The sequence below is a fragment of the Streptomyces sp. NPDC051018 genome, assembly GCF_044456085.1.
GTDB lineage: Bacteria > Actinomycetota > Actinomycetes > Streptomycetales > Streptomycetaceae > Streptomyces.
The window spans coordinates 285121-308225 of sequence record NZ_JBITFN010000006.1 but is presented as its reverse complement, the minus strand read 5'-3'; the positions used below and the strand labels follow the sequence as shown (position 1 = coordinate 308225).

19 protein-coding genes are annotated in these 23105 nt (G+C 71.4%); 9 read left to right on the top strand and 10 right to left on the bottom strand.

Annotated elements, in window-relative coordinates; all coding sequences use genetic code 11:
* Positions 1-104: 104 nt before the first annotated feature.
* Genes ACIBCM_RS13670 through ACIBCM_RS13660 form a run of 3 tightly spaced genes read right to left on the bottom strand, consistent with a single transcriptional unit; the run spans position 105 to position 4977 of the window.
* Positions 105-2519 carry a PQQ-binding-like beta-propeller repeat protein gene (locus ACIBCM_RS13670; protein ID WP_399242589.1) on the bottom strand — a complete coding sequence of 805 codons (2415 nt, stop codon included), beginning with the start codon at positions 2517-2519 and terminating at the stop codon, positions 105-107.
* Positions 2516-4495, bottom strand: coding sequence for a caspase domain-containing protein (locus tag ACIBCM_RS13665; RefSeq protein WP_399242587.1), 1980 nt, complete (start codon positions 4493-4495; stop codon positions 2516-2518). Before ACIBCM_RS13665 ends, ACIBCM_RS13670 begins: the two co-directional genes overlap by 4 nt.
* 32 nt (positions 4496-4527) lie before the next feature.
* Entirely contained in the window at positions 4528-4977 is a 450-nt protein-coding gene (locus ACIBCM_RS13660; protein WP_399242585.1) for a hypothetical protein, read from the bottom strand.
* A gap of 149 nt (positions 4978-5126) precedes the next feature.
* Here ACIBCM_RS13660 and ACIBCM_RS13655 point away from each other — a divergent pair, with 149 nt between their 5' ends.
* The 4 genes from ACIBCM_RS13655 (at position 5127) to ACIBCM_RS13640 (ending at position 8926) form a co-directional block, all read left to right on the top strand.
* Positions 5127-5582 carry an SseB family protein gene (locus ACIBCM_RS13655; RefSeq protein ID WP_399242583.1) on the top strand — a complete coding sequence of 152 codons (456 nt, stop codon included), beginning with the start codon at positions 5127-5129 and terminating at the stop codon, positions 5580-5582.
* Between the two features lie 234 nt (positions 5583-5816).
* Positions 5817-6785 carry a pirin family protein gene (locus ACIBCM_RS13650; RefSeq protein ID WP_399242582.1) on the top strand — a complete coding sequence of 323 codons (969 nt, stop codon included), beginning with the start codon at positions 5817-5819 and terminating at the stop codon, positions 6783-6785.
* Positions 6786-7215: 430 nt separating this feature from the next.
* Entirely contained in the window at positions 7216-7557 is a 342-nt protein-coding gene (locus tag ACIBCM_RS13645) for a hypothetical protein (protein WP_399242580.1), read from the top strand.
* Between the two features lie 256 nt (positions 7558-7813).
* Positions 7814-8926, top strand: a complete 1113-nt coding sequence (locus tag ACIBCM_RS13640; protein ID WP_399242578.1) for an AI-2E family transporter — start codon at positions 7814-7816, stop codon at positions 8924-8926.
* Positions 8927-9005: 79 nt separating this feature from the next.
* Here ACIBCM_RS13640 and ACIBCM_RS13635 read toward each other — a convergent pair whose 3' ends face one another.
* Both ACIBCM_RS13635 and ACIBCM_RS13630 read right to left on the bottom strand, forming a co-directional pair.
* Positions 9006-9866 carry a DUF3592 domain-containing protein gene (locus ACIBCM_RS13635; protein ID WP_399242576.1) on the bottom strand — a complete coding sequence of 287 codons (861 nt, stop codon included), beginning with the start codon at positions 9864-9866 and terminating at the stop codon, positions 9006-9008.
* A 108-nt stretch (positions 9867-9974) separates the two neighbouring features.
* Positions 9975-11090 (bottom strand): hypothetical protein, encoded by a 1116-nt coding sequence (locus ACIBCM_RS13630; protein WP_399242574.1) that lies wholly within the window; start codon positions 11088-11090, stop codon positions 9975-9977.
* A 623-nt stretch (positions 11091-11713) separates the two neighbouring features.
* On the opposite strand from ACIBCM_RS13630, the gene ACIBCM_RS13625 reads away from it, so the two are divergent.
* Positions 11714-12538 carry a maleylpyruvate isomerase family mycothiol-dependent enzyme gene (locus ACIBCM_RS13625; RefSeq protein WP_399242572.1) on the top strand — a complete coding sequence of 275 codons (825 nt, stop codon included), beginning with the start codon at positions 11714-11716 and terminating at the stop codon, positions 12536-12538.
* Positions 12539-12611: 73 nt separating this feature from the next.
* Here ACIBCM_RS13625 and ACIBCM_RS13620 read toward each other — a convergent pair whose 3' ends face one another.
* Both ACIBCM_RS13620 and ACIBCM_RS13615 read right to left on the bottom strand, forming a co-directional pair.
* Entirely contained in the window at positions 12612-13910 is a 1299-nt protein-coding gene (locus tag ACIBCM_RS13620) for a nitrate/nitrite transporter (protein ID WP_399242570.1), read from the bottom strand.
* Positions 13907-14557 carry a GntR family transcriptional regulator gene (locus ACIBCM_RS13615; protein ID WP_399242568.1) on the bottom strand — a complete coding sequence of 217 codons (651 nt, stop codon included), beginning with the start codon at positions 14555-14557 and terminating at the stop codon, positions 13907-13909. Before ACIBCM_RS13615 ends, ACIBCM_RS13620 begins: the two co-directional genes overlap by 4 nt.
* 420 nt (positions 14558-14977) lie before the next feature.
* Between ACIBCM_RS13615 and ACIBCM_RS13610 the strand changes: the two genes are divergently transcribed.
* The gene (locus ACIBCM_RS13610; protein ID WP_399242717.1) at positions 14978-15892 is read left to right on the top strand and encodes a D-alanyl-D-alanine carboxypeptidase family protein; all 915 of its coding nucleotides are present in this window, start codon (positions 14978-14980) and stop codon (positions 15890-15892) included.
* Positions 15893-16263: 371 nt separating this feature from the next.
* On the opposite strand, the gene ACIBCM_RS13605 is transcribed toward ACIBCM_RS13610, so the two are convergent.
* The 3 genes from ACIBCM_RS13605 to pdhA are packed head-to-tail and all read right to left on the bottom strand — an operon-like array spanning position 16264 to position 19940.
* A complete protein-coding gene (locus ACIBCM_RS13605; RefSeq protein WP_399242566.1) occupies positions 16264-17796 on the bottom strand; it encodes a dihydrolipoamide acetyltransferase family protein in 1533 nt (510 codons plus the stop codon).
* A 15-nt stretch (positions 17797-17811) separates the two neighbouring features.
* Entirely contained in the window at positions 17812-18792 is a 981-nt protein-coding gene (locus tag ACIBCM_RS13600; RefSeq protein WP_399242564.1) for an alpha-ketoacid dehydrogenase subunit beta, read from the bottom strand.
* A gap of 2 nt (positions 18793-18794) precedes the next feature.
* On the bottom strand, positions 18795-19940 hold the full coding sequence (pdhA, locus tag ACIBCM_RS13595) for a pyruvate dehydrogenase (acetyl-transferring) E1 component subunit alpha (protein ID WP_399242562.1): 1146 nt from the start codon (positions 19938-19940) through the stop codon (positions 18795-18797).
* A 371-nt stretch (positions 19941-20311) separates the two neighbouring features.
* On the opposite strand from pdhA, the gene ACIBCM_RS13590 reads away from it, so the two are divergent.
* The 3 genes from ACIBCM_RS13590 (at position 20312) to ACIBCM_RS13580 (ending at position 22998) form a co-directional block, all read left to right on the top strand.
* A complete protein-coding gene (locus ACIBCM_RS13590; RefSeq protein WP_399242560.1) occupies positions 20312-20980 on the top strand; it encodes a response regulator in 669 nt (222 codons plus the stop codon).
* A gap of 572 nt (positions 20981-21552) precedes the next feature.
* Positions 21553-21969 (top strand): pyridoxamine 5'-phosphate oxidase family protein, encoded by a 417-nt coding sequence (locus ACIBCM_RS13585; protein ID WP_399242559.1) that lies wholly within the window; start codon positions 21553-21555, stop codon positions 21967-21969.
* Between the two features lie 15 nt (positions 21970-21984).
* Positions 21985-22998, top strand: a complete 1014-nt coding sequence (locus ACIBCM_RS13580; protein WP_399242557.1) for a phosphotransferase — start codon at positions 21985-21987, stop codon at positions 22996-22998.
* Positions 22999-23105: the final 107 nt, after the last annotated feature.

Here is a 23105-nt window from a genome sequence, read left to right as displayed (position 1 = left end):
AAGATCGGGAGGCGGGTCCTCGTACTCATACCAATCGGTAACAATGATGATGCTACCCACGGGTAATAAGTTTCAACCCCCTTGCCCCGACTGTGACCGGCGCCCTACCGCGGCCCGCGGAGGGGGTCGACAGCGTACAGCCCGTGGTCATAGCACCCGAAGTACACAAGACCGTTCAGCAGGACCGGCGACGAGTCGATGGGCCGAGAGGTGCGAAAGCGCCATTTCTCCCGGCCGGTCCGCAGATCGAGGGCGAGGAACTCCGGACCGCCGCTGCCCGTGTAGACCGTGCTCCGGTGGATCAGAGGGGTGGTCCCGATGCCGTCGGACGCGTCCTTGTCGGCACGGGTCCGCTTCGACCAGAGGATCTTCCCCGTCCGCGTGTGCACGGCGAACACATCGAAGTCGGTGGTGCAGGCCACGGCGACCTCACCGCTCACGGCGACCCTGGTGTACCCGGGGCTGTAGCCCTCGCCGGACGTCAGGGCGGTCACCCGGGGGTCCCCCGTCCGCAGATCGAGGCCGAACAGATCGCCGTTGCTCGTGTTCAGCCAGGCGAGCCCGCCGGCGCCGACCGGGGGCGCGCCCGCCGAGTCCTGGAGGGGGCGGCGCCAGCGGACCTTCCCGGTGGCGGCCTCCAGGCAGTACACGGCCGAGTCGTTGCAGAACAGCAGCGCGCCCCCGTAGCGGGTCGCGCCCTCGGAGAACGTGCCCGGACCCGACCACCGCCAGCGCACCGCCCTCGTCGCCAGATCCACCGCGAGCAACTGACCCGCGTGACGGCCGTCGCGCTCGGTCGCGGTGACGTACGCCGCCGTGCGGTCGGTCACCACATCGCCCCGGCCGGTACCGGTGGCGAACCACAGCCTCACTCCGTCCCGGGTACGCAGCGCGGTCAGTTTCTCGTCGATGCAGAGCACGACGTTGCCCGCCCCGTCGAAGTCGAACCATCTGCTCATCGACCGCTTGGCCCGGCGGGGCCGCCACAGGCGGGTGCCGGTCCGCGCATCCACGGCGTGCAGCGACAGATCCATGTCGGCCACCAGCACCACCGATGAGCGGGCGTCGGCGAAGACCGGGGAGTGGATCGAGGCTCCCGCGTCGTATCGCCAGCGTGGCCGGTCGGCGGCCAGGAGCCGGCGGGCAAGCACGGCCCCGCCCGCGACGGCCCCCGCGACGGCCGCCCCTCCGAGAGCGAACGCCTGCCGCCGCGAGAACCGGCGGACCCGTGTTCCGGGCGGCGCTCCGGCACCGGCCCGGTCCGCGGGACGGGCACGCTCTGCGAGCGGCGCGGCCGACGTCGCGGATTTGGAGGCGTCGTCGTCGAGGGGGGACGATGTGTCATCCGCGCTGGGAGAGGTCTCGGTCCGTGAGCTGCGGGAGGTCCGCGCGGTGCCGTCGGCCGTCTCGGCACGAGGGGTCGGCGCGGGCTCTCCGGTCCAGGCGGGCTTTCGGGTTCCGGCGGGCTTTCCGGTCCCGGCGGGCCGCGGGTGCCCTGCGGCTTCCTGCGGTGGTGTACGGAGCACGGGCCGCCCCCCGGGCTTCCCGCGCGCGGGCATCGGTGCCTCCATGCCCAGCACGTACTCCGCCCGCCGCAGGATCTCCGTAAGCAGCGGGGTGGGCAGCCATGATCCGTAACGTGTGTCAGGCGCGGGGAGCCCGGCCACGAGCGCGGCCATGGCGGGCCGGTCCGCCGGGTCCTTCCTCAGACAGCGCGTGGCGAGTGTGCGCAGCGCGCCCGGCACCCCTTCGAGGTCGGGCGCCTCGTGCACGGCCCGTACCGCCACCCCGATCGGATCGCCGCTCCCGAACGGCCCCCGGCCCGTCGCCGCGAGGACCAGCACGGCCCCCAGCGCGAACACATCGGCCGGAGGACCCGCCGGTTCGCCCCGCAGCACCTCGGGAGCGGTGAACCCGGCCGCCCGCGCCGTACCCGGTCCGGCCAGCAGGGTGCTCACGGAGCAGCCGAGGTCGAGGAGCCGGGGACCTCCGGCCGTCAGCAGCACATTGCCGGGCGTGATGGCGTGGTGCGCGATGCCGGCGTCGTGGACGGCGGCGAGCGTGGTGCCCAGGCCGGCCGCGAGGTTCCACAGCACCGAGTCCCGGAGTGGTCCTGCCAGGTCCAGCGCCTGTGCGAGGCCGATCCCCGGCCGGTGGTTGTGAGCGACCCAGGGCGGGTCGTCGTAGGCGTGCGCGTCGACCCATTCGGCGAGGCCGGGGTGCCGGACCGCGTGGGCGGACTGAAACGCGGCAGCGAGCCGGGGCCGCAGGCCCTCCGTGCCGGCGAACTCGGTCCGGACCGCCTTGACCGTGAGATGGCGGCCCCGGTCGGTGCGGGCCACGCAGATCCGGGTGGGTCCGGTGTCAGCGAGCACCGCGACGATACGGAACGGTCCGACCTGGAGCGGATCACCCGGACCCGGCGCGCGCGGCCGGTCGTGCGGCGGCGAGGGCGAGAAGGCGCCCCTGTCTCCGGCCCACTCCAGACCGCTGTGTCCGCCGCCGCCGTCCCCACTCATGACGGCGGCTTCGTCAGACTGGTGTGGTACCAGAAGTCGTCGACCGCGTCCTCGTACCCGCGAACGTTGTTGTGGACCGAGATCCGCGCGTAACAGGCGCATTTCTCATGGGTCCAGCTCAGCGTGGCATCGTGTCCGTCGTACTCCTCGATCACATAGGTGTAGCCCTCGGCGCTGCCCCGGTGGGCGATCTTCCGCCGGTTGTCCGCCGCGCGCTCCGCCATCTCGGCCGCCGCGTCCGCGACATCGTCGGCCTCCAGGAACGTGACCCGGTAGGTGACGTCCCAGCGGGTGAACGTGCACTCCCTGCCCTCGCAGGAGTCGGCCGAGGCGATCCAGGAGGCGGCCATGGCCAGCATCGCGCGATCCGTGAAGGCCCGCTGCGGCCGGTCGAGATAGCCGGACACGGCGAGATAGAGGGCAGTGGGCACCACCGTGAGCGCCACACCCCACACAGTGAGGGCGCGCAGCCAGGGCCGGGTGGGCCGGAGCGGACGTCCGCGCGTCGCGGCGCCCCGGGGCCGGCCCAGCACCGGCATCCTGGCCAGGATCCAGTGCGCCGCGACGGCGCCCGGAATCAGACCGCAGATCCCGGTCAGCCAGACGTAGAAGACCCGCTCGAAGGCCACCGACTCCTTGAGCGAGAGATACGTCATGGTGTCGTCGACGGTCCATGACGTGCCGGAGTAGAACGCGCAGTTGTAGGCCAGGTAGGCGCACGGGTACCAGAGGACCGCGACGGCGAGCACCAGCGGGAAGGTGCGCCGGACGCTGCGGGGCTCCGAGGGCGGCAGCCGGATCGCGGAACCGACGAACACGGCGGCGAGCAGGAACACGGGTGCGGTGTTCTCGCCGTAGAAGGAGAAACCCTCCCACATTCCGTACGCGGTGAGCACGACCAGGCCGGAGGCCGGCAGCCACCACCAGGAGCCCATCAGCCGGGCGAGCAGCATCATGACGAGGACCGAGCCGCAGATCACACCGAGCCCGATCAGCGCGACTTCGTAGAACGCCGACCCCAGGGGCTCGACGGTGGTGAATCGGTCGTACGCGGAGGGCTTGTCGGCACCGTCGGCGACCGGCCACTGGGCCCGGTAGGCCAGCTCGTCCACGGACACCTGGGTGCCGCCCGCGCCGGCGCAGCCGAGCACGAGGAGCACCAGGGTCAGCGCCCAGCGCCCGACGGCGCGCAGCCAGGCGGGGGCGGACTGGTCTTTGGGGTCGGACCGGTCGAGGGCGTAGGGGGAGAGCAGGGGCACCGGCGACGGGGCGGGCAGCCGGGCGATGACGACATGGGGGTCGCCGTCGAAGGAGGTGCGCTGAGTGGGGGTGCCGCCCGCGCCATCGGTCTCCATCCGGGCGTACGCGAAGTCGAAGAGGTCCGACACCTTGGTATCGGCGGCGTACGGCCGGTCGGGCCCGGCCCGCAGGCCCCCCACCAGATAGCCGGTGAACCGGCTCATCCCCATCAGGCTGGTGGCGTCGGGGGTGGTCTCCCGCTCCCGGCACGCGGTGATGATGTGGCGTCCGCGCCCGCTGGAGGCCAGGTAACGGCCGTCCGGCGCGGTTTTCGCCGCTCCGCCGTAGCAGCAGTCGAGGACGATCAGGGTGACGGCGGCGGGCGAGGTCCGCAGGATCGCGTCGATCACGGGGAAGCCGATGGCCGTCTCACCGGCGGTCGCCAGTGTGGTGTCCCGGGCGCAGAGCCGCAGGGAGCCGCTCTCCGGCGGTCCGGGCAGCCCGTGCCCGCTGTAGTAGACGAAGACGAGGTCTTCGCGCTCCGCGCGGGCGCACAGTCCGCGCAGGGCATCGAGGATCTCGGTGCCGTCCGGGTCCCGCAGGGCTTCCACGTCGGCGTCGTCGAACAGCCCGATCCCGGGGTCGACGAGCGCGGCCGCGAGGTGGTGCACATCGTTGTAGGGGCCGCGCAGCTCCGGCAGCCCCGGATCGGCGGGGTAGTGCCCGTTCCCGATCAACAGGGCACGGTAGGTGCGGGGCACGGGAGCCGCTACCCGGCCCGCAGCCGCTCGGAGAGTTCCTCGAGGATCTCGAAGAGGCGGTCGAACTGCTCGTCGGCGGGTCGGTTGCCATGGATGTGGATCGTCCGCTCGGTGCCGTCGCGCTCCGTGTACGTGATCTTCATGCTGCGGGTCTGGTCGCGGGAGAGCCAGGCCCGCCAGCAGCCGGCCGCCGTGCGCAGTGCCGCCGCCGAGGTCAGCGCCACGACGACGGTGTCGAGCAGGCCCTTGCTGCCGGGGAGCGGGAGGAGACCGTCACGGCGCACCGTCAGGCCGTGCGCGCCGAGATCTCGTACCAGCTCGCGCTCCTGCTCGAGCCAGGCGTCGTCCTGCTCGTCGAAGCGGTCGCTGTTCAGCGCCAGTCCCAGATCGAGCACCGGTGTACGCCCGGTCTCGGCCACCGGTGCCTGATCGGTCCGCGGTACGCCCTCGTCAGCCATCGAGCCCCCCAACTACGCGTGGATTCCGAGATGTTCAGCCTAGCCATCCGGCGAGTTCCGCGCGTTCTTTCGGGCGGGATCCCGACCTCGGTGTCCACAGCGGTGCACAGCGGGGACGAGGGACCGGGGGACTGGTTACTCTTGCGCTCATGTACGGCTATGACCAGAGTCAGGGCGCGCAGCAGTACGCACCCCAGCAGCCATACGGGGGGCCGCCCCCCGGGCAGCCGCTCTACCCGGAGCCCTCACCTCCGTCTCTCGCCGACGCTGTACGGGCCTTCACGACGGCCTCGCTCTCCGCCGAGGACTTCCAGCAGATCTTCGCGACCTCGAAGGTCTACTGCCCGCGCGGGGACAATCCCGGGTTCCTGGCGCTGCACAACACCCAGCAGCCGGTGATCCCGATGTTCACCTCCCTCAAGGAGCTGCGCAGATACGCGGGCAAGGAGTCCAAGTACTTCGTGATCACCGGGGCGGAGGTGATCGACCTGCTGCCGACCGGGTACGGCTTCGTCCTCGACATGGAGGGGGAGCACCGGATGGTCTTCGACGCCAAGGCCGTGGAGCAGATGGTCGACTTCGCCATGCGCCGCATGTACGGCTGAGTCCGATGTACGACTGAGCCCGCGCGGCCGGCCCGGCCCCCCTTCGGTGCCGGGCCGGCCGGTCGTCCGGGGGCGCGGCCCCGCCGTGGCACGAGCCGTTACATACCGACCTGTCCCTGTTCATGGACGCCCGGGAGGAATACCTCCCGGGCGTTCGCCGTTCCGGGTAGCGAGAAGTTCAGTATTCAACTAACCTGGTCCCCAGGTCGCAGGTCGCACAAGGAGGTACCCCCAATGCCCGCAGTGACTGTCGACAATCCACTCACGCTTCCGCGCGTCTCGGCCGCGGCCGACGCCGTGGCCCGTCCCGTGCTCGCCGTGACCACCGCTCCCAGCGGTTTCGAGGGGGAGGGTTTCCCGGTCAGGCGCGCGTTCGCCGGGATCAACTACCAGTATCTCGACCCGTTCATCATGATGGACCAGATGGGCGAGGTGGACTACGGAGCCGGTGAGCCCAAGGGAACCCCCTGGCACCCCCACCGCGGCTTCGAGACCGTGACGTATCTGATCGACGGAACCTTCGTCCACCAGGACAGCAACGGCGGCGGCGGAACCATCCGCAACGGCGACACCCAGTGGATGACCGCCGGCTCCGGCCTGCTGCACATCGAGGCGCCGCCGGAGGAGCTGGTCGTGTCCGGCGGGCTCTTCCACGGGCTCCAGCTCTGGGTGAACCTCCCGGCCGCCGACAAGATGATGGCCCCCCGCTACCAGGACATCCGCGGCGGCCAGGTGCAGCTGCTGACCTCCCCCGACGGCGGCGCCCTGCTGCGGGTCATCGCCGGGGAGCTGGACGGCAACGAGGGCCCCGGCATCACCCACACCCCGATCACGATGATCCACGCGACGCTGCGTCCGGGCGCGCAGATCACCCTGCCGTGGCGCCAGGACTTCAACGGTCTGGCGTACGTCCTCGCCGGACGCGGCACCGTCGGCACCGACCGGCGCCCGGTCCGGATGGGCCAGACCGCGGTCTTCGGCGACGGCGGCTCGCTGACCGTACGGGCCGACGAGAGCCAGGACTCGAACAGCCCCGATCTGGAGGTCGTCCTCCTGGGCGGACAGCCCATCCGGGAGCCGATGGCGCACTACGGGCCGTTCGTGATGAACACCCAGGAGGAACTGCGCCAGGCCTTCGAGGACTTCCAGAAGGGCCGGCTGGGCACGATCCCCGCGGTCCACGGGATGTCCGAGGGTCTCTAGTCCCGCGGTGCGGTGGCCGGTGGGCGCGGAGCCCGTGCCACCGGCCCACCGCGACCTCCCCCGGTCAGGGCCCTGCCGGACGTCGGAAGAGACGTCCGGCAGGGCCCTGACCGCGCTTCCGGGGTGCCCGGCGTCCGGAGCCGTTGGTCATACTCACACGAGTGATCGCGGGAGGCGGACTGCGGTGGACACGAGCAGATGGCGGAAGGGTCCCGAGCACTGGCTCAAGGAGACGAGCTGGTGGTGGGTGCCGGTTTCGGCCGTCGCCACCATGGTCTTCGTCTGAGGGCTCGCCGGTCTGCTGGCGGGTGGCTGCGACACAGGCCCTCGTGGCGGTTGTGTCGCCGCGGCCGGATTCGAGCTGCGCGGCTGGGCTCTCTTCATCGGCATCCTGGCCGTCATCGCCGTACTCCTGCCATCGCTGACCACCATGCACTGGCCCCGCGCTGCGGGGGCACTCGCGGGGTGCTGCCTGGGCGCGGTGTACATGATCACCCAGGGTACGGGCACGGGACATCTGATCACGGCGGCGCTCCTCCTGGTCTTCGGCCTCGTGACATCCGCTCTGACCTGGACCGGACGGCGCAAGCGCCACAGCCGCAGCCCGGTCGGCAAGGCCCTCCGTACCCGGAGCGGGTCCGAGGTGCGGATCGTGGAGGACACACGCGGCAGTCGGTGGCTGACCTGTGCCGGCTGCGGCCACGACTCGTACGAGAACGCGTCACAGGCACCCTCGGCGGCGCGCGAGCACGCCGGTACGTGCCCGCTCTGACGGCCGCCGGCCGGGTGGCGAAGGCCGCGGCGAGCCCCGGGAACCCGCGTGAGGGTGAGCGTGGTCCTGCGGTACGGGTCCGGGAGCCCCGGGTCTCCGGGCCCGCGGGGTCCCGGGCCTGGCGGGTCCACCGGGCCTCCGCCGTCTCCGGGACCTGGCGGGTCCACCGGGCCCCCGCGGGGTGCGGTTGACGGGGTGTCACCCGGGTGGACGCCGTACGCGGGACGGCGCCCCCGGACCATGATCGCCTGGGGAGGTGCAGACTCTCCTCCCCGAGCCGGTACGGCGGCTCGCCGCCTGGTGCGCCGTCCTGCTGCTGATCGCCGGGGTCGGCGCGGTGGGGATCTGGCTGATCATCTACTTCAGGACCGCCGTCACGCCCTTTCTGCTGGCGATCCTCGGGACCGCCCTCCTCGGCCCGCTGCACAAGAAACTCGTCCAGATGGGCGTGAACCGCTCGCTGGCGGCGGGGCTGACCTGTGTCGCCGTGGTCGGGGTGGTCGGCGGGGCCACGTACATCATCGTCGCCGCGCTGCTCGACAGCGGCGCCCAGATCCTCGCCGCCCTGCGCAGCGCGGCGGAGGGGATCAGCAAGCACTTCGGGCCGGCCGGGACCTCCCTCCACGATCTCGCCGCCAATGCGCGGGACCTTCTCGCGAAGTTCGGCGGAACGGCCGCGTCCGGAGTGATCAGCGGGCTGAGCGTGGTCGGTCAGGCGATCGCCACCGCCGTCCTCGCCCTGCTGCTGATCTTCTTCTTCCTCCGTGACTCCCACAAGGCGGCGGGACTCGCCCGCTCGCTCGCACCCCGCGCGCACGCGGACACCCTCGAAGCGATGGGCCGGCGGGCCTTCGAGGCCGTCGAGGGCTTTATGCGCGGTACGACGTTCATCGCGCTGATCGACGCGGTCTGCATCACCGTCGGACTGCTGATCCTGCGGGTGCCGGGGGCGGTCGGTCTGGGCGCCCTCGTCTTCGTCGGCGCCTATATCCCCTACCTCGGCGCGTTCCTCTCCGGCGCGGTCGCGGTCCTCGTCGCCCTCGCCGACCGGGGCTGGGTGATCGCCCTGTGGGCCCTCGGTGTCGTCCTCGCCGTCCAGGTCCTGGAGGGCCATGTCCTCCAGCCGGTGATCCAGAGCCGTACCGTCCAGATGCACCCGGCGGTCGTCATGCTGGCGATCACGGCGGGCGCGGGCATCGCGGGCATCCTCGGCATGCTCCTCGCTGTCCCGGTCACGGCGGCGGCCTTCGGTGTCATCGGCGAACTGAGAACGCACTACGGCAACGGCAGCGACATCGGTACGGGCAAGGGCCCCGACGGCGGCACCGGCGGCAGCACGGGTGATTCCGGCACGGCGCCCCCGGACTGAGCCCCGAGGGCAGCCCCGAAGACCCCGAGAGAGCGGCGCCGTACGACCGCCCGCCGCACGGGACACCGCCCGCCGGGCGTCACAGCGCGACCGCGCCCACGACGACCGCCGCCACACCGATGAGCAGGGCCACGGCGCTGAGGACGAGGTCCAGTCTCCGGGAACGGTGTACGGCCGCGAGGTCCGGGGTGAAGACGGCCGGGTCACCGGGTGAGTAGTGGATCGTGAGGTCCCGGCCGTACGAGCCGGCCGGGTCCGGCAGCCCCTCGGTGCAGTAGGCGGTGACGGCGGTGCCCTCGTGGGTGGAGAAGGCGACGACCGGAGTGTGGCCGGTGAGGGTGTGGCCGTCCTCGTCGGTGGTGGCGTCCCTGAGCACGGCGATGACACGGCCCCGGACGGGGGCGACGGAGGTCAGCGCGTCGATACGGCGGCTCGTGAGACGTGCGTTCCCGGGCATGTAGTACGCCCCCGAGAGGGTCCAGGGCACCCCGAAGCCGAGCAGGGCCCACGGCCAGCCCCATTCGACCACGGCGAAGACCACCAGTCCGGCGTAGATCAGGAAGACCGCGCAGTTCGGCCGGCCGAGTCCGTAACGGCCCGCCCGGAGGTCACCGGTGAACCGGAAGGCATGCGGTCCCCCGCGCGGGTAACGGATGCCGATCTCCCGGCCCGTCCAGGCCGCGGTCACCCGCTCCCCGTGCTCACCGTCGTTCGTCACGGTGAACTCCTCCCCGGTGGACGGGTCGCGGAAGGAGACGACCACGGCTATCCCGTTCCCGGCGGAACTTCCGTGCCGGGGCTCCCGGACCCGCTCGATCCGGCCCATCACACGGACCGTCCGCTGCGCCCGGGTCACCCCGGCCAGCGACCGGCCGTATCCGATCAGCGCCAGGGTGCCGAACACCCCGCACCACAGCGCCAGATATCCGTGCGAGTCCATGCGTTTCCTCCTGCCACTCCAGGGGCCCTCCCGCCACTTCGGGGGCGGCCCGGCCCTGACGCCGTCGGGCGGCTGATCATCCGCTGCGGGTACGGCCGGGCCCCGGGGTCAGCGTGCCGGGGCGCGCCGCACCACCGTGCCCTTGCCGTCCGCCTCCAGTGAGGCCGCGCCGCCGGGGCCGCTCACGCCGACCCTGATGGTGAGGGAGCCGGTGAGGTTCTCGGCGGTGATGTGCCAGCTCCGCGGGGAGCGGACACCGAGCGTGGTGGTGGCCTCCTCGACCAGGGCGGGGAGTCGTTCGTAGGGCAGGGCACCCGGGTCGAACCCCGGGGCCCCCGAACCGGTGGGAGCGAACACGACCGACAGCAGGCGTTCCCGCACGACGACGGTGAGAGCCGGGCCCTTCGGCGAGGACAAGTCCTCGCCCCTGGTGAGCGAGTCGACCGCCCGCCGCAGTTCGCCCCGGTCGAGGAACGACTGCCCCGGGCCGAGGGCGACCGTACCGGACGCCGATGTCACGACCGTCGTCGACGACGTGACGGAGACGGAGGGCGTGGCGGCCGGGGTGACCGAGGCGGGAGGCCGCGCGGTGGCGTCCCGGCCGAGCAGTTCGGCGCGGAACAGCAGGATCACGCCGGCCGCGCCGAGCAGCAGGCCGAGGAGCATGACGAAGCCCACGGCACAGCCCTCGGAGGGCTCGCTCGCCATCGCGGGCCGGGGCGCCGAGTCGAGGCGGGCCCCGCTCACCCGCTCCTCCCACTGAGGCGTCGGCCGCTTCACGATCCTCACCCGCCACGGCCGGTCCGGCGGGTACTGCACCACCACGATGCCGCGCGGCCGGTAGTCGGTCAGGTCGACGAGGTTGATGTCCTGGGTGAACTCCACGCGGTACGCCGGCTCGCCGTCCGGCGCCACGGTGAGATCGAACCGCACCGGCACATCGCTGGACTCACCCCTGACGGCGTGCAGGCTCTCGATCATCGCGAGTGCCGTACGGGGGACGACGGCCGCCTCCCGTGCCCGCCGCGGGGCACCGGCCAGGAAGAGGAGCAGACCACAGACCGCGGGCAGACCGAGCCCCGTGACGAACAGCGGCACGCTCTCGACGACGACGCCGACGACGAGAGCGGCCAGCGACGTCCCCGTCAGCCCGCCCGCCGTGAATCCCCGGGCAAGGGCGACGGGGGTACTGCGCGTGGGCGGCCCGTCCGTGGTGATCGTCATTCGGGCGATTGTGCCGGGCCCGGGTGACGGCCGGTAGATCTCCGGGCGTCCGGCACCGGTTCCGCCGGAAACGACTCCGGGCGCCGGCACCGGCGTTCCCGCCCTCTCCGGGAGACTTCCTGTGCGGAGCCCGCGGCGCCGGAGGACGTGCTCACGCACGTTGGAACGTTCATTACAGCCGCATTCAACAGACGTGCGGTGGCACTTCATCTCCGCACACGCCTCACAGGCGCACGGGCCACACGGACCCCCGCAGTCGGGCAGACCGGACAGGACGGACGGCCCCGGGCAGGTCCCGGGCATCGGCGCGGGTGGATGAGGCGGATGAGGGTGCCCTCATCACCGGGCCGCTCAAGGGGCGGAGAAAGGGGAGGGTTCGTACCGCAATAGGACGGTATGGAGGGGCGTCTCGCGCGTACCCCTACCGCCCATGTATTCGAGGCCCGCGCTCGGGCCTACGATCGTCACACGAAAGCACTGCCGGGTCACCGCCCGGCAGCGTAACTTAAGCGCCGAACCTCCCACACAGCGAACCGTCAGCCGACCACCCGTCAACAGCCAAGTCCTGGCCGCAGAGCCGTCAGCCGCCCAGCCCGCGTACCGCAGAATCGTCGAGGGGTCCCGTGACCGTCCATCCCAGCCTCCAGACCTACGCCGATGCCTGGACCCACTCCATCGAATCGATAGCCGAGCTGGTGGGGCCGCTTGTCGAGGGTGAGTGGAACCGGCCCACGCCGTGCCCCGCCTGGTCGGTGCGGGACGTGGTCTCGCATGTGATCGGCATGGAGACCGAGATGCTCGGCGATCCACGGCCCATTCACACCCTGCCGCGTGATCTCTACCACGTGAAGAACGACTTCGCCCGGTACATGGAGATGCAGGTGGACGTACGCCGGCATCACACCGCTCCCGAGATGACCTCGGAGCTGGAGTACACGATGATCCGGCGGGCCCGTCAGCTGCGGAACGAGAACCGCGCGCCGGACACCATGGTCCGCGCCCCCCTCGGTGCCGAGCAGACGCTCGAAGTGGCCATGCGGACGCGCGCGTTCGACACCTGGGTGCATGAGCAGGATCTGCGGAACGCGCTCAACAAACCGGGCAATCTCGACTCCCCGGGCGCGCTGATCACCCGGGACGTGCTGCTGGAGGCGCTGCCCAAGGTGGTCGCCAAGGACGCGGGCGCGCCCCCGCACTCGGCCGTGGTGATCGATGTGCACGGGCCGCTGGAGTTCCTGCGTACGGTACGGGTGAACGCGGACGGCCGCGGCACGATCGACGGATCGCCCTCGCTGGGCCCCGTGGTGACCCTGGCGACGGACTGGGAGACGTACTACCGGCTGGCCTGCGGACGGGTCCGCCCGGGCGCCGTCGCGGACCGGATCAAGGTGGACGGGGACCAGGACCTGGCCGCGGCGATCCTGCGGGAGTTCGCCGTCACGCCGTGACGGCTCCCGAGGGCCCTCGGGAGCCCCTGAGGCCGCTGTAGGACACCTGAGGCCCCTGGGGCCGCCCTCGCGGTCACGCCGGCACGTGCACCGTCTCCACGCGGCTCGCCACCAGCCTCTCCCGCTCCAGCCGTACCGTCCGTCCCCGCAGGCGCAGGATCTGGGTGATCCCCAGCGCCTCCAGCACGAAGACGCAGGAGAACGCGATCCGGTAGTTGTCCCCGGTCGCGTCCAGCAGCAGACCGATCGCGAGCAGTGTCGTCATCGAGGCCGTGAAACCGCCGATGTTGACGATTCCGGACGCCGTGCCCTGACGCTGCGGCGGATTCGCCGGGCGGGCGAAGTCGAAGCCGATCATCGAGGCCGGTCCACAGGCCCCGAGCACCGAGCACAGAACGATCAGCAGCCACAGGGGGGCGTGATCGCCGGGGTACGCGAGGGTCGCGGCCCAGACGACCGCGGTCGCCAGGACCGTACCGAGGGCGAGCGGGATACGGGCCGCGTGATGGCGCGCGATGACCTGTCCGTACACCAGGCCCACCACCATGCTCACCAGCACCACCAGCGTCAGCAGCAGGCCCGCGGCCTCGCGGCTCAGGCCCTGGTCCTCGACGAGGAACGGCAGGCCCCACAGCAGCATGAACACCATCGCCGGGAACTGGGTGGTGAAGTGGACCCACATGCCGAGCCGGGTGCCGGGCTCGCGCCAGGACCGCGCGATCTGCCGGCGGACGAAGCCGGCGCCCGCGTGCTGCGCCGGGGGCGGTGTATGGCCCTCGGGGTGGTCCTTGAGGAAGAGCAGCACCAGTACGAGCACCAGCACTCCGGCCACCGCGCTGCCGCCGAAGGTGGCGGCCCATCCGGCGCCGTCCAGGAGACGTGCGATCACCACCGTGGAGACGAGATTGCCCACCATGCCGAAGAGCGAGGCGACCTGGGCGATGAGCGGCTGCCGGCGGGCGGGGAACCAGCGGCTGCCGAGCCGCAGCACACTGATGAAGGTCATCGCGTCGCCGCAGCCGAGGAGGACCCGCGCGGCCAGCGCCGTACCGTACGAGGGGGAGAGCGCGAAGCCCAGCTGTCCGACGGTGAACAGGGCCGCGCCGATGGCCAGCACCTTCTTGGTGCCGAGCCGGTCGACCAGCAGGCCGACGGGTATCTGCATGCCCGCGTAGACGAGCAGCTGGAGTATGGAGAACGTGGAGAGGGCGGAGGCGTTGACGTCGAAACGATCCGCCGCGTCGAGTCCGGCGACCCCGAGGGACGTACGGAAGATGACGGCGACGAAGTAGACCGCGACACCGATGCCCCAGATCGCGGCGGCGCGGCGGCCACCGGGCGGGTCGCCGGGGAGGGAGACGGCGGAGGTCACCGGATCTCCCCCCGCGCCAGCTGGCTGAACCAGCCCACGTGCCGGTGGATGAGACCGGCCGCCCGGTCCGCGTCACCCGCGCGCAGGGCGTCGAGGATCTCGCCGTGCTCGGTGACGTTCTTGGCGATCCGGTCGGGGTGCGCGTGCATGACGGCGACCCCCATTCTCAGCTGGCGGTCGCGGAGTTGGTCGTAGAGACGGGAGAGGATCTCATTGCCGCCGCTGCGCACGATCTCCGCGTGGAAGGAGCGGTCGGTGACGGCGACGGCGGCCAGATCCCCGGCCTCGCCCTGCCGCTTCTGCTGTTCGAGCAGTTCCTCCAGACGGGCGAGGAGCAGCGGTGAGGCCGGTACGGCCTTGCGGGCCGCGTGCTCCTCGACCAGCAGCCGGGTCTCGATCACATCGGCGATCTCCTGCGCGGAGACGGCGAGGACGAGCGCGCCCTTCTTGGGGTAGAGCTTGATCAGCCCCTCGACCTCCAGTTTGAGCAGCGCCTCGCGGACGGGGGTGCGCGAGACCCCCACGGCCTCGGCCAGCTCGCCCTCGGTGAGAAGGGTGCCGCCCTCGTAACGGCGGTCCAGGACGGCCTGCTTGATATGGGTGTAGACGCGTTCGGCGGCGGGAGGGGCGGGGGCGGTGGCAGACATGCGCACAGCATAGATACATGAGGGGTGCATCTGTAGGCCCCGTCCACGATGCAGACGCCGGCGGGTCCACCGCGGGAGACGGGGGCGGACACATCCCGCCCGCATCCCGTCCGCGCCCCGCCCGCACCCCAGCCCGCACCTCGTCCGCCCGCCCCGATCGGTACGGCCCCTCCGGCCCGTCAGGTCACTCGGGCCGGCTCGGAAGGATCACCCGGGCCGCCCGCGCCGCACCGGGCGCACAGCCGCCACCACCACCCGTCCCCGAAACCTCCACAGAGTTTTACGATCCCGGGCGCATCCATTCGTACCGCTGGAGCGTCTTCCTTTCAGACCCCTCACAGTCAGCCGGGGTTCCCACACACTTTTTCGCAACGCATCCGTCAACTCGGAGAGCTTCTCTTGATATTCAGCCGCGTGCGCGTGCGCAGAGCCGCCACCGTCGCCCTGTCCGGCGGCCTTCTCCTCACCGCCTCCCCCCTCACCGCGCCCGCTCAGGCGGCGCCCGCGATCCCGTCCATCAGCGCCAAGGGCGGCTACATGGTGGACCAGGCGACCGGAAAGGCGATCTACGGGAAGAGCAACAACACCCGCCGTCAGATGGCCAGTACGACCAAGGTCGTCACCGCCATAACGGTCCTCACCACCCCCGGCGTGAACCTCAACCGCAAGGTGACCGTCAAGCAGACCTACCGCGACTACGTCGTCCGCGAGGGCGGCAGCACCGCCAACCTCCAGACCGGTGATGTGTTGACGGTCCGTCAACTGCTGTCGGCGCTGATGCTGCCCTCGGGCTGCGACGCCGCCTACGCCCTCGCCGACACCCTCGGCACCGGCAGCACCACCGCCGCCCGTACCAAGTCGTTCATCGGGATGATGAACAAGAAGGCCGCCAAACTGGGCCTGAAGAACACCAAGTTCGACTCCTTCGACGGAATCTCGCCCGGCGGGCAGAACTACACCACCCCCGCCGACATGGCGAAGATGGCCCGCCACGCGTTCTCCAGCCCCGTGCTCCAGGAGGTGGTGAAGGCGACGAGGTATGTGACGACGGCCACCACCAGCAAGGGCACCAAGCGCACCTACACCTGGAACAACACCAACACCCTGCTGGGCTCCTACAAGGGAGCCGTCGGCATGAAGACCGGCACCGGCACGGCGGCCGGGCCCTGCCTGGTCTTCGCCGCCACCCGTAACGGCAAGACGTACGTCGGTGTCGTCCTGAACGGAACCGACCGCTTCCGCGACGCGGCCAAGCTGCTCGACTTCGGCTACGGCTCCACCAGCGCGAAGAGCATGTCGCTGCGCTCGCTTCCGGCGGGTACGCAGCGCGACTAGTTCCATGACCGCGTGGACGGTCCGGGCAGCCGCGCCTCCCGGACCGTCCGTCTGCGGCGGGGACGGCGGGTCGTCCCCGCCGGGCGGGGACGGACAGCCGGACAGCGCGAGCCCCGTGACACTGTGCCGTGTCACGGGGCTCGGCCGGTTGACGGCCCCTCGGGCCCAGGAGCCCGTCAGGCGCGGGGCCCTCGGGCACAGGGAGCCGTCAGGCACGGACGCCCGTCAGGTCCAGGACCGGACAGGCCCCTCGGACCAGGGACCGTCAGGCACAGGCACCTCGGGCCCAGGGACCCGTCAGGCACGGACGCCCGTCAGGCACTGACACCTCGGGCCACGGGCCCGTAGAGCCCCGTCCGCCCCGGGACCCCTCAGGCCCAGGTGATCAGCCGCTTCGGGTTCTCCAGTATCGCCGCGATGTCCGCCAGGACCCGGGAGCCCAGTTCGCCGTCGACCAGACGGTGGTCGAAGGAGAGCGCGAGGGTGGTGACCTGGCGCGGCTTGACCTTGCCCTTGTGGACCCACGGCTGAAGGCGGATCGCCCCGACCGCGAGGATCGCGGACTCGCCGGGGTTGAGGATCGGCGTACCGGTGTCGACGCCGAAGACGCCGACGTTGGTGATGGTCACCGTGCCGCCCTGCATGGCCGCGGGTGTCGTCCGGCCCTCCCGGGCGACGGAGACCAGTTCGCCGAGTGCCCGCGCCAGTTCGGGCAGGGTCTTGCCGTCCGCGTCCTTGATGTTCGGCACGATCAGACCGCGCGGGGTGGCCGCCGCGATACCCAGGTTGACGTAGTGCTTCTGGACGATCTCCTGGTTCACCTCGTCCCAGGAGGAGTTGATCGCGGGGTTCCGCCTGATCGCGACCAGCAGCGCCTTGGCGATCAGCAGCAGCGGATTGACCCGCAGACCCGCCATGTCCTCGTCGCCGCGCAGCTCGTCGACGAGCTTCATCGTCCGTGTCACATCGAGCGTCACGAACTCGGTGACGTGCGGCGCGGTGAACGCGCTGCCGACCATCGCCGCCGCCGTGGCCTTCCGTACGCCCTTGATGGGGATACGCGTCTCCCGCGTATCCGCCGTGAGGGGCGCGGGGACCTCCGGCCCGGCCTCGGGGGCGACCTCGACGACGGGCACGACGGGCACGACCGGCGGCGCGGCCACGGCCGCGTGGACGTCGTCGCGCGTGATGATGCCGTCGGGTCCCGTCGGGGTGATGTCCGCGAGGTCGACGCCGAGGTCCTTGGCGAGCTTGCGCACCGGGGGCTTGGCCAGCGGGCGGGGGGCCGTGGCGAGACCGTGGCCGTTCAGTTCGTTCCGGACGGCGGCGGTCGCGGGCGCGGCGGGCGTCCCGGTTGCGGCCTGCCCGGGAACGGTCCTGCGCGCCCGGCGCCTGCTGGAGGTCTCGGCCACCCCGTACCCGACGAGCACCGGCTGGCGTCCTCCGGGCGCGGCCCCCGGCTCACCGGCCGGCTGCTCCGCCACCGGCGCGGAGGCCGGTACGGGTGCCGGTGCCGGTGCCGGTGCCTGATCAGAGGCAGGGGCAGAAGCAGAGGCAGGAGCGGAAGCGGCGGCACCCGCTCCCGTACCGGAAGCAGAACCGGATCCGGAACCGCCGGCCGCGTCCGGCCCCGGACCGTCACCCGGCGCCACATCCACCGAGATGATCACCTGGCCGACATCGACCGTCGTCCCCTCCGGAAAGCGCAGTTCGTGCACGACCCCGTCGTACGGGATCGGCAGTTCCACCGCCGCCTTCGCCGTCTCGACCTCGCACACGATCTGCCCGTCCGTGACCGGGTCACCGGGCCCTACGTACCACTTGAGGATCTCCGCCTCGGTGAGCCCCTCGCCCACATCGGGCATCTTGAACTCGCGGAAGCGGAGCGAAGCGTCTTGTGTCATGGTCTTCGGCACTCCTCAGTACGCGAGCGAGCGGTCGACGGCGTCGAGTACCCGGTCCAGCCCCGGGAGGTACTCCTCCTCCAGCCGCGCCGGCGGATAGGGGGCGTGGAAGCCGCCCACCCTCAGTACCGGGGCCTCCAGATGGTAGAAACACCGCTCCGTGATACGGGCGGCGATCTCCGCGCCGGAGCCGTAGAAGACGGGGGCCTCGTGGACGACGACCAGCCGGCCCGTCCTCTCCACCGACGCCTGGACGGCGTCGAAGTCGATCGGGGACATCGAGCGCAGATCCAGCACCTCGACGGACTTGCCCTCCTCGGCCGCCGCGGCCGCCGCCTCGGTGCAGACCTTGACCATCGGCCCGTACGCGGCGAGTGTCAGATCGGTGCCCGCGCGCACGACGCGGGCGGCGTGCAGCGGGCCCGGGATGGCCTCGGTGTCGACCTCGCCCTTGTCCCAGTAACGCCGCTTCGGCTCGAAGAAGATGACCGGGTCGTCGCTCTGGATGGCCTGCTGGAGCATCCAGTACGCGTCCGACGGGTTCGACGGCGAGATGACCTTGAGGCCCGCGACATGCGCGAAGAGCGCCTCGGGCGACTCGCTGTGGTGCTCGACGGCGCCGATCCCGCCGCCGTAGGGGATGCGTACGACGACCGGCAGCTTGATCTTGCCCAGCGCGCGGGCGTGCATCTTGGCGAGCTGGGTGACGATCTGGTCGTACGCGGGGAAGACGAAACCGTCGAACTGGATCTCCACGACCGGCCGGTAGCCGCGCAGGGCCAGCCCGATCGCGGTGCCGACGATGCCGGACTCGGCGAGCGGGGTGTCGATGACCCGGTCCTCGCCGAAGTCCTTCTGGAGGCCGTCGGTGACCCGGAAGACACCGCCGAGCTTTCCGACGTCCTCGCCCATGATCAGGACCTTGGGGTCGGTCTCCAGGGCCTTGCGCAGCGACTCGTTGAGCGCCTTGGCGAGCGGAAGCTTCTGTACGGCCATGGTTAGTTGCCCTCCTCGGCGAAGGACGCCTGGTACGTGGCGAACTGGGCGCGCTCCTCGTCCACGAGGGCGTGCCCGTCGGCGTAGACGTTCTCGAAGATCGCCATACGGTCCGGATCGGGCATGGCACGGACGGCCTCGCGCACCCGCCGGGCGAGCGCGTCGCTCTCCTCGTCCAGCGCGCCGAAGAACGCCTCATCGGCGTGGCCCTCCCGCTCCAGATACGTCCGCAGCCTCAGGATCGGATCCTTGGCCTCCCAGGCCGCCCGCTCGTCGTCGTGCCGGTACTTGGTCGGGTCGTCGGAGGTGGTGTGCGCGCCCATCCGGTAGGTGAACGCCTCCACCAGCGTCGGGCCCTCACCCCGGCGGGCCCGCTCCAGCGCGGACCGGGTCACGGCCAGACAGGCGAGTACGTCGTTGCCGTCCACCCGGACGCCGGGGAAGCCGAAGCCCTGCGCGCGCTGGTAGAGCGGGACGCGGGTCTGGCGCTCGGTGGGTTCGGAGATCGCCCACTGGTTGTTCTGGCAGAAGAAGACGACGGGCGCGTTGTAGACCGCGGAGAAGGTGAACGCCTCCGCCACATCGCCCTGGCTGGAGGCACCGTCACCGAAGTAGGCGATGACGGCGGAGTCGGCGCCGTCCTTGGCCACGCCCATCGCATAGCCGGTGGCGTGCAGCGTCTGGGAGCCGATGACGATCGTGTAGAGGTGGAAGTTGTTGGTGGTGGGATCCCAGCCGCCGTGGTTGACCCCGCGGAACATGCCGAGCAGATTGGTGGGGTCGACCCCGCGGCACCAGGCGACGCCGTGCTCACGGTAGGTCGGGAAGACATAGTCGTCGTCGCGCAGCGCCCGGCCGGAGCCGATCTGCGCTGCCTCCTGGCCGAGCAGCGAGGCCCACAGGCCCAGCTCGCCCTGGCGCTGGAGGGCGGTGGCCTCGGCGTCGAAGCGGCGGGTCAGGACCATGTCCCGCAGCAGCCCGCGCAGCTCGTCCGGGGTCAGGTCGATCTCGTATTCGGGGTGCTGGACGCGCTCGCCCCCGGGCGTGAGCAGCTGTACGAGCTGCGGCTCGGAACTCTGCGGTTTCTTCGCGGCGCTCACGCGCTTACTGCGTCGCGGTTTGCGAGCGGCAGTGCTCTCCACGGTCACGTGCGTGCTCCTCCGTCTGTCCGGTCCCCCGGGTTCGCCGGGAGCCTGGGGTCGCCCCTGCCGTCGGCAAGGGGAGGCTCGCCTGCTCTCGTCCCGCACGGGGTGTGGTGCGGTGCCGGGAACAGGCGTGACAGGTGCCCCGGCGAGCGTCCTGTCCAAAGCACGTTACCCAGTGGGCCGCATTCCTGCGAAACCCCATTTGACCTGCGTTTTTGCTTGGATTTCCAAGTAAATCGGCAAACGGGGCAAACAGCCACTGGTCACAGCCTCGGTCAAGCCGTCGATGACAGCCTCACGAACCGCCGGGAACAACCGGAACGTTATCCCGGGCACCTGGGGCACGGGAAGAGTCGATGTGTGAGACTGCATTCGTGCGCGAAGAAGGAAAAATCACCGTATTCCTGCTCGATGATCATGAAGTCGTCCGGCGCGGCGTCCATGAGCTGCTCTCCGTCGAGGACGACATCGAGGTCGTCGGCGAGGCCGGAACGGCGGCGGACGCGCTGGCGCGGATCCCGGCCACCCGGCCCGATGTGGCGGTGCTGGACGTGCGGCTGCCGGACGGGAGCGGTGTGGAGGTCTGCCGTGAGATCCGTTCCCAGGACGACAGCATCAAATGCCTGATGCTCACCTCTTTCGCGGACGACGAGGCCCTTTTCGACGCGATCATGGCCGGGGCCTCGGGTTATGTCCTGAAGGCGATCCGCGGCAATGAGCTGCTGTCGGCGGTACGGGATGTGGCGGCGGGCCGTTCCCTGCTGGACCCGGTGGCGACCGCGCGCGTACTGGAGCGGCTGCGGGACGGCAACAACCCCAAGCGCGACGACAAGCTGGCCGGTCTGACGGAGCAGGAGCGCAAGATCCTGGATCTGATCGGTGAGGGCATGACGAACCGGGCGATCGGCGAGCGGCTGCACCTCGCCGAGAAGACGATCAAGAACTATGTCTCCAGTCTGCTCTCCAAGCTGGGGATGGAGCGCCGGTCCCAGGCGGCGGCGTATGTGGCACGGCGGCAGGCGGAACGACAGCACCACGGGTGAGCGCGGGGCCGGGGCGGGCGCCCTGGGCCGGCGGGGGCGCGCGGGCCGGGGGGCGGGAAGCCCCGGGTGAACCGGTGGCGCCCGGGTGAACCGGTGGCGACGGTCGCCGGACCCGGACCCTGAAGCCCCGGAGTCCGGGCGGCCCAGGCAGCCGGGCGGCCCCGGGTGAGCACAGGTCCGGGCAGGCGCAGGTCCGGGCGGTGAGCCGGGTGCCGGGGAGCGCTTCGGGGCTGCGGGGGGTCCGGAGTGTCCGGGAGCCCTCGGCACACCGCCGCCGCCCGGCAGCCCACCCCCGGCCGGGCTCCCCCGGGCGCCCGCACCCGGACAGCCCGGCACCGGCACGGCCCCGGCACCCACCCCCCGTACGCCTCGACCGTACGCAGCACTGCGCACACTGACGTACGGCGCCGAACGCACCCACCGTATGTTTCTGACCAGCGGTTTTCACCCTGCGTAAGCGGGTCACCCGATTGGGCTGACCCGTCCCGGGCCGGCCCGCGGGACTTACGTCCCCGTGGAGCAGGGGCCCCGGCCCCTTCACGGCGGGCAGACGCTCGCCGACAGTGGAGTACATGTCCACCGAGGAACTCCGCGCCATCGAGCTGCTCGGCCGTGTCTCGTACGGCCGGCTCGCGACCAGTATGCGAGCGATGCCGTTCGTGGCCCCCGCCCGGCACATCGTGCGGGACGGGGGCGTTGTCCTGCGGATTCACCGTGGCTTCGGCTACCACCGGGCGTGCAACGGCAGCGTCGTCGCGTACGGCGCGGACAACTTCGACTCCGGCGGCAGGACGCTGTGGTCCGTACAGTTCACCGGCACCGCGGAGATCGTCCGGCCGACGCCGGAGCAGATACGCCTCTTCGGCGACGAGCCGGCCCGGGCGGACGGCGAGCGGTTCGAGCCCGTCTTCATGCGCGTCGAACCCCAGTTCGTCACCGTGCATACCCTCGACTATCTCGAAGAGCAGCCCAACGGACACGCTGCGTGATCTAACATCTGGCGCGTGCCGAGCCCAACTGCCCCCGCTCCACCCGTCGGTGCGCTGCTGCGCCGTTACGAGGACCCGGGGGATCCGCTCTCCTGCCGACCGGTGACCCTGGGGCTTCTCAACCGCGGTTACCGGCTCGCCACCACCCGGGGCGCGTACTTCCTCAAGCACCATCTCGACGGTGACCACGAGGCCATCGCCCGCCAGCACCGGGCCACCCAGCGCCTCCAGGCGCTCGGGGTGCCGGTCGCGCCGCCCGTGGTGGACGCGCGGGGCGGCACGGTCGCGGTGATCGGGGGGCGCTGCTACGCGTTACATCCCTGGGTCGACGGCCGCCATCGCGACGGCGCCCATTTATCGGCGTCCCAGAGCCGCCGGCTCGGCTCCCTCCTCGGGCTCGTCCACACCTGTCTGGAACAGGTCATGGACCGGCACCGGACGGAACAGCGCGAGGACGCGTACGAGAGCGCGGACCCCGCCGAAACCTTCGTGCTGATCGACGAACTGCTCGCCCTGGCCCGTTCCGCACGGCCCCGTGACGCTCTGGACGCCCTCGCCGAGCACCGCCTCCTGGAACGCCGGACCCTGCTGGAGCTCCACGCCCACCGCAGGCCGCCCCCCGCCTCGGCCGGCGGCTGGGTCCACGGCGACTTCCACCCCCTGAACCTCCTCTACCGGGGCGCCGAGCCCGCCGCGATCGTCGACTGGGACCGCCTGGGCGTCCAGCCCCGCGCCGAGGAGGCGGTCCGCGCGGCGGCCATCTTCTTCGTCCAGCCCGCCGGTGAACTCGAACTCGCCAAGGTCCGCGCCTACGCCCGCGCGTACCGGCACGCGACCGGCGCCGACACCGCCGAACTCGCCGCCGCCGTCCACCGCGTCTGGTGGGAGCGCCTCAACGACTTCTGGATACTCCGCTGGCGCTACCAGCTCCACGACCGCAGGGCCGACCCGCAGTTCGCAGCGGTGTCGGCCCTGGCGGTCTGGTGGACCAGTCGGTACGAGGCGGTCCGGGACGCGTTCGCGACCTGATCCCGGGCGACCTCGCGGAGCCGGGGGCCTCCGATCGGGCCTCCGATCACCCCGCCGTACGTCCGGCCGTCCCTCCCCGTACGTCCCGCCGGTCGCGCGTCCCGCGA

What these genes read in the sequence shown, in the direction of transcription:
- ACIBCM_RS13670 (WP_399242589.1), bottom strand. Translation starts at nt 2,519, where the DNA reads ATGAGTGGGGACGGCGGCGGCGGACACAGCGGTCTGGAGTGGGCCGGA.
- ACIBCM_RS13660 (WP_399242585.1), bottom strand. Translation starts at nt 4,977, where the DNA reads ATGGCTGACGAGGGCGTACCGCGGACCGATCAGGCACCGGTGGCCGAG.
- ACIBCM_RS13655 (WP_399242583.1), top strand. Translation starts at nt 5,127, where the DNA reads ATGTACGGCTATGACCAGAGTCAGGGCGCGCAGCAGTACGCACCCCAG.
- ACIBCM_RS13650 (WP_399242582.1), top strand. Translation starts at nt 5,817, where the DNA reads ATGCCCGCAGTGACTGTCGACAATCCACTCACGCTTCCGCGCGTCTCG.
- ACIBCM_RS13645 (WP_399242580.1), top strand. Translation starts at nt 7,216, where the DNA reads ATGCACTGGCCCCGCGCTGCGGGGGCACTCGCGGGGTGCTGCCTGGGC.
- ACIBCM_RS13635 (WP_399242576.1), bottom strand. Translation starts at nt 9,866, where the DNA reads ATGGACTCGCACGGATATCTGGCGCTGTGGTGCGGGGTGTTCGGCACC.
- ACIBCM_RS13630 (WP_399242574.1), bottom strand. Translation starts at nt 11,090, where the DNA reads ATGACGATCACCACGGACGGGCCGCCCACGCGCAGTACCCCCGTCGCC.
- ACIBCM_RS13615 (WP_399242568.1), bottom strand. Translation starts at nt 14,557, where the DNA reads ATGTCTGCCACCGCCCCCGCCCCTCCCGCCGCCGAACGCGTCTACACC.
- ACIBCM_RS13605 (WP_399242566.1), bottom strand. Translation starts at nt 17,796, where the DNA reads ATGACACAAGACGCTTCGCTCCGCTTCCGCGAGTTCAAGATGCCCGAT.
- ACIBCM_RS13600 (WP_399242564.1), bottom strand. Translation starts at nt 18,792, where the DNA reads ATGGCCGTACAGAAGCTTCCGCTCGCCAAGGCGCTCAACGAGTCGCTG.
- ACIBCM_RS13585 (WP_399242559.1), top strand. Translation starts at nt 21,553, where the DNA reads ATGTCCACCGAGGAACTCCGCGCCATCGAGCTGCTCGGCCGTGTCTCG.